Raw genomic sequence first — 5,183 nt, forward strand, 5'->3', positions numbered from 1 at the left:
CAGGGCGGTGAAGATATCAAAGACCCGTTTTCCGGTAAATCGCAATGCGGCTCCGCTTAAGTGAACAGCATTGCGGCATCTGCCGGCTGTTTTTTTTGACAGGCAGGGTTACACCGTGACCTTGCTGCGGCTGACCAGCTTGGGTTCCAGGGGCGGGAAGTCATCGTTGAAGAAGGTATCCGCTTCTTCAATTTGTGCCTTGCGCTGCTTCTGGATGAAGTTGTCGAAGTCGCGCTTGATCTCGGGGTCCTTGAGGGCCTCGTAGTCGAACACGTTGGCGGCATAGAGGTAGTTGAAGTAGATGTCGACGAACTCGGCGCTGGCACAGGCGGAGGTGAACTTGCTGTTCTGGCGGTCGAAGTTGACGCGGTACTGCTTGATCTTCGGCACATAGACCAGCTCGTTGCCCACCTTGAACACTTCCACTGTGACCCCCACCGTGATGGTCTTGTGAAGTCCTTGTTGTTCTCCACCCCGAAGCGGATGGCATCCCCCTGCTTTTGCAGGAACTTGTTGAAGCTGGCCAGCGCCGTGGTGCCCTGGCTCACCACCACGTCCATGATGAAGTTGATGAAGTCGGTGGCGATGCTGAGCCCCTTGATGTGGCGGCTGTAGCTCTGCTGATCGATCTTGCTCGGCCCCATCAGGGGGATCTTGGAGAGGGCCCTGGCCCAGAGATCCGCATCCGTCTTGTACTGCTCGCCATAGGCTTCGGCGTAACGGTTGATGTAGGCGGTGACCACGGAGGTGATGGCGATGAGGTAGGCCTTCTGTTCCGCCAGCTTGGCCATGACTGCGGGATCGTCCAGCAGCTCGTTGGCCACGATGAACTCCACCAGGCCGTCCTTGTCGGCATAGGGATCACTGCCCACCGCCCGGACGGTGTCGGGGAGATTGACGTCGTTGAAGAAGGCCTCGGCCTCGGCGAACTGATCATGGTTGCTCAGGCGGTTGGCCGGTGCCTCGCGCACCAGCTGGCAGAGCACCAGCTACGGCCTCGTAGTCCGACTCGCGCCACAGGGGGGCCTGCAACTGGTTGCCGAAGGTCTTCTTGTAGGCGAGGTTGAAGTCAAACAGCACCGAACTGCAGCCGCAATCCATGGCGAAGTCGACGGTGTAGCTCAGCGGCCCGGTGGGCAGGGGCTTGCTCATCTTCCCCTTGGCGCTGAGGTTGGCATAGCACTTGAGGTACTCCCGGCCAAACAGCTCGTAGACACGGTTGTTGTTGAAGTTGAGCTGGAAAGTACCGGCGCTCTCGCCCCCGTTGAACAACTGTTGCACGTGACTCATCTCTCTATCCTTATGGTGAGATTGGTAGACGGGTTGACCCGGTGCCGAGTGGCTACTTCCTGGCCAGCAACAGCCTAGGCTGTGTTCTTAAAGTGATGAAGATATAATCTCACATCTTCTCAACAGCTTAAGATCCATTCCGTGTCCCACCGTTATCAGCTGACTGATGCACAATGGGGGCTTATCGAGCCCCAGTTTCCTTCTCGAAGCCTGATCGGGCGCCCTACCCATGAACCGCGCCAAGTGCTCGATGGCATTCTCTGGATACTCCACACCGGAGCTCCTTGGCGAGACCTTCCAGAACGTTTCGGACCATGGAATTCGGTCTACAACACCTTCCGGCGTTGGCAGGATGCAGGCCGGATTGATGCCATTCTGGAAGCGCTGCAGCTCAAGCTCAATGAAGAAGGGCTCATCGATTTCGACCTGTGGTGCCTGGACGGCTCCAATGTCAGGGTATCCAAAGATGCTGCCGGAGCGCGTAAAAAAACACTCCGGTGAATCAAGCACTTGGTCGCTCTCGTGGTGGTTTTGGCAGCAAAATTCACTTGGTCACTGATGGTAATGGTTTACCGCTGGGGTTCTGCCTTTCGCCGGGGCAATCAGCGGAAATCAGATATGCGACAAGTGCGTTGGCCATGGCAAGGATCCCGACTTCATCAGGCCGTTATCGCACGCGACCAACGCATCTTGCCGCAGATAAGGCCTATAGCAGCAGGGCTTTGCGGGCCGAACTCCGGCGCAGAGGGATAAAAGCAGTCATCCCGCAGCGCAGCGACCAGCAGCGGCACCATAAGGGACGACCTCTGGTATTAGACAAAGCTCGTTATCGCAGGCGAAATGTGGTCGAGCGGTGCTTCGGATGGCTGAAGAAGTTTCGCCGATTCTCAACGAGATATGAAAAGCTGGCGGGAAGTTTTGCTGCTTTTATCAAGCTGGCTTTCTGCCTTCGTTACTTACGAGAGCTATTGGTGGACAGAAAACCAGCATTTTGAGAACACAGCCTAGCGAGGGAGAGGGGGTTTGGTTACTGCGAATAATCCCAGTGGCGGGGGCGGGATCCTGGGCTAGCCCCCAGACGGGGAGTATTTCTCGTTGTGTTTCATTCGGATATGGCCGTCATGGTCCCGTCATCCGGGGCGGGACCTTGAAAAAAATCGGAAAAAGGGAAAAGAGAGGGGCGACCCGGGGTCAGGAAAGGCCGATTTTATCATTTGCCAGGCAAATAGAACCTGGCCATTGCATGAATTTTGCAAATACTCTTTGGGGGGCCGCTCACAGGGATGGCACGGGAGGCTTGTCTATCGGGAAGCAGACTGGCAACATTTGTATCACATTTACTCATCGGATCAGTTTGCAATGGACCTGCAACGCCTCAAAGCCAACCTCGCCCTGCGTCTGTTCGCCTGGCGCTACATTCCCGTCATTGGTTTCTGTGCCCCCGTCATCGAGCAGATGGACGCCAGGGCGCTGCGCATCCGCATTCCGCTGGGCTGGCGCACCCGCAACCACCTGGGCAGCATGTATTTCGGGGCGCTCGCCACCGGTGCCGACCTGGTGGGGGGGCTCCTGGTCATGGAGAAGGGGCGGGCGCGGCGCAAGAAGGTGCATTTTGCCTTCAAGGATGTGCAAGGGGAGTTTTTGAAGCGCCCGGAGGGGGACGTGCAGTTTGATTGCGCGGCGGGGGAGCTTATCGACGCCATGATCGACGAGTCCCTGGCGAGCGGTCAGCGCATCAACCGCCCCATCCAGGTGGTGGCCACCTGCCCGTCGCGCAACGGCGACGAGGCCATGGCCCGCTTTGTGCTGACCCTCTCCATCAAGGCAAGCTGAAGGCCAGAGGGCGCTTGGCGCCCTTGTTCAAGCCGGTATCAAAGGATCTCGGGACTGCTCCCTTCCTTCACCACGGCCTTCATGCTTCATGCCGTTGAAGTTGACCGCCCGCTCGGCCACTGTGCTGGGTAGCGCTTGCGTGGCAGGGCGTCAGGATCAGAGGATCTCGGGGCTGACGCCTTCTTTCACGACTACCTTCATGCCGTTGAAGTTGACCACCTGCTCGGCGACTATCTTGCAGCGTTTGCGGGTCTCGACCTGACCGTCCACTTCCACCAGGCCCTCGGCGACCAGCGCCTTGGCGGCACCGCCACAATCGGCCCAACCCTGATGCTTGATCAGGTCACACAAGGCAACGAAGGGGTGACCTTCGAGCAGAAACGTCTCCATGGGAAATCCTCTAGCTGGATGAATGGCTGAAACAGCGGGGGCTCATTCTAGGCAGTTAGGCGGGGCAGGGAAAGGGCCCGGGCCGAATTGCCCCGAAAAAGGGGCGAGCACAGGCAATAAAACCAGCCCGACCGGGCTGGTTGTATCTCTGGGGGCCACTGGCGCTCAAGGGAGTTTCACCACCGCTTCCCCCGTCACGGCGAGGGCGCCGCCCTGGGTGAAGATGCGGGTGGCCAGGGTGGCGATGGGCTTGTCGCTTCGAAGGGCAATCACCTCCACCTCCGCCGTCACCTCGTCCCCCACGAACACCGGGAGCGTGAAGGAGAGGCTCTGGCCCAGATAGATGCTCCCTTTCCCGGGCAGTTGCTGCCCGAGGAGCCCGGAGAAGAGGCTCGCCAGCAGCATTCCGTGGACGATGGGGCGCTCGAACACCGTCGTGGCGGCAAAGTCCGGGTCCAGGTGCAGGGGATTGAAATCCTCCGAGAGGCCGGCGAAGGCCGCCACCTCGGCCGGGCCGAAGCGCTTGGTCAGGCGAGCCTTCTGGCCCACGGCAAGGGGTTGTGTACTCATGCGGGTTCCTCTTCTTGCATCCTGACGCCGGCAAACACCGGATTGAGCCGTACCTTGACGTAGCTGCCGGGGGCCGCCTCCAGCCCCTCGACAGGCTGCCGGGCGGGGACGGGTTCTGCTTCGTCACGGTCTTTGATAAAGCGCATCATCTCGGGCCACCAGGAGCCGCTCTGGTGGGTCGCCCCCGCCAGCCACTGCGCCGGGCTGTCCGCCTCGACCTCGCTCTGCCAGAAGCCGTATTTGTTGGCATCCGGTGGATTGATGATGCCGGCGATGTGCCCGGATTCGGCCAGAATGAAGCGCCGTTCGCCCCCGAACAGCGCCATGCCCTGCCAGGTTCCCTGCCAGAGGGCGATGTGATCGTCCACGGCGGACACCAGCAGCACCGGGGTCTTCACCTTGGCGAGAGCGATGCGGGTGTGGCGGATCTTGAGCTCCCCCTTCACCAGCTGGTTTTCCAGGTAGAGTCGGCGCAGCAGGCTGTTGTGGATCTTGCCCGCCACGTTGGTGCTGTTGCTGTTCCAGTGCAGCAGATCGGATGCCACCGGGCTCTGGCCCTTGAGGTAGCTGTCGATGTAGTAGTTCCAGTAGAGGCTGTTCTCCCGCAGCAGACTGAAGGAGACCGCCAGCTGGCGCCCGTCCATGATGCCCCTGGCCTCGTTCTGCGCCTCCAGCGCCGCGATGATGGGCTCGTGGATGAAGATGCCAAGCTCCCCGGGCTGGGAGAAGTCCAGCAGGGTGGTGAACAGGGTGGCGCTACGCACCCGCTGCTTCTGGCGCCGCGCCGCCAGCCAGCCCATGGCGAGTGACAACGCAGTGCCACCGATGCAGTAGCCGATGCCGTGCACCTCCCGCTCGCCGGTGGCTGCCTCCACGGCGTCCAGGGCGGCGATGACCCCGTCCACCACGTAGTCGTCGAGATCGACCTGCCCCTGTGCCACCCCCGGGTTGCGCCAGGAGATCATGAAGACCGTCTGCCCCTGGGCGACCAGCCAGGCCACCAGGGAGTTCTGGGGGCGCATGTCCATCTTAAATGCGAAAGGGGACTCCCTCCGACGTAGGTGGGAGGGGAATTTCGCCGGGGCGTCAGCCCCGCTGGT

Annotated in this window: 5 protein-coding genes and 2 pseudogenes; 2 read left to right on the top strand and 5 right to left on the bottom strand. The window is 60.5% G+C overall.

The annotated features are described in order from the left end of the window. Positions 1–108: 108 nt before the first annotated feature. Positions 109–986, bottom strand: a pseudogene (locus tag PG892_RS22705) (hypothetical protein). After that, positions 934–1,290 (bottom strand): hypothetical protein, encoded by a 357-nt coding sequence (locus tag PG892_RS21525; RefSeq protein WP_223917421.1) that lies wholly within the window; start codon positions 1,288–1,290, stop codon positions 934–936. The pseudogene PG892_RS22705 and the gene PG892_RS21525 overlap by 53 nt, the downstream one beginning before the upstream one ends. A gap of 141 nt (positions 1,291–1,431) precedes the next feature. Between PG892_RS21525 and PG892_RS21530 the strand changes: the two genes are divergently transcribed. Both PG892_RS21530 and PG892_RS21535 read left to right on the top strand, forming a co-directional pair. After that, positions 1,432–2,285, top strand: a protein-coding gene (locus tag PG892_RS21530) for an IS5 family transposase (RefSeq protein ID WP_113725556.1) whose coding sequence is annotated in 2 segments (ribosomal slippage) — positions 1,432–1,774 and positions 1,774–2,285 — 855 coding nt in all. Because the reading frame shifts where the segments join, the coding sequence is not laid out codon by codon here. Positions 2,286–2,649: 364 nt separating this feature from the next. Continuing rightward, complete coding sequence (locus PG892_RS21535) at positions 2,650–3,123, top strand: DUF4442 domain-containing protein (RefSeq protein ID WP_010674883.1); 474 nt, start codon at positions 2,650–2,652, stop codon at positions 3,121–3,123. Between the two features lie 156 nt (positions 3,124–3,279). On the opposite strand, the gene ybcJ is transcribed toward PG892_RS21535, so the two are convergent. The 3 genes and pseudogenes from ybcJ to PG892_RS21550 all read right to left on the bottom strand — a co-directional run. Then, positions 3,280–3,513: a ribosome-associated protein YbcJ gene (ybcJ, locus tag PG892_RS21540; protein WP_010674882.1), complete on the bottom strand. Its 234-nt coding sequence runs from the start codon at positions 3,511–3,513 to the stop codon at positions 3,280–3,282. 165 nt (positions 3,514–3,678) lie between these two features. Continuing rightward, on the bottom strand, positions 3,679–4,083 hold the full coding sequence (locus PG892_RS21545; RefSeq protein ID WP_010674881.1) for a MaoC family dehydratase: 405 nt from the start codon (positions 4,081–4,083) through the stop codon (positions 3,679–3,681). Next, positions 4,080–5,111: pseudogene (locus PG892_RS21550) on the bottom strand (alpha/beta fold hydrolase); the annotation flags it as partial. The pseudogene PG892_RS21550 and the gene PG892_RS21545, both read right to left, overlap by 4 nt. Positions 5,112–5,183 lie beyond the last annotated feature (72 nt).

It is taken from the genome of Aeromonas sp. QDB68, assembly GCF_027707405.1.
GTDB classification, from domain to species: domain Bacteria; phylum Pseudomonadota; class Gammaproteobacteria; order Enterobacterales; family Aeromonadaceae; genus Aeromonas; species Aeromonas caviae.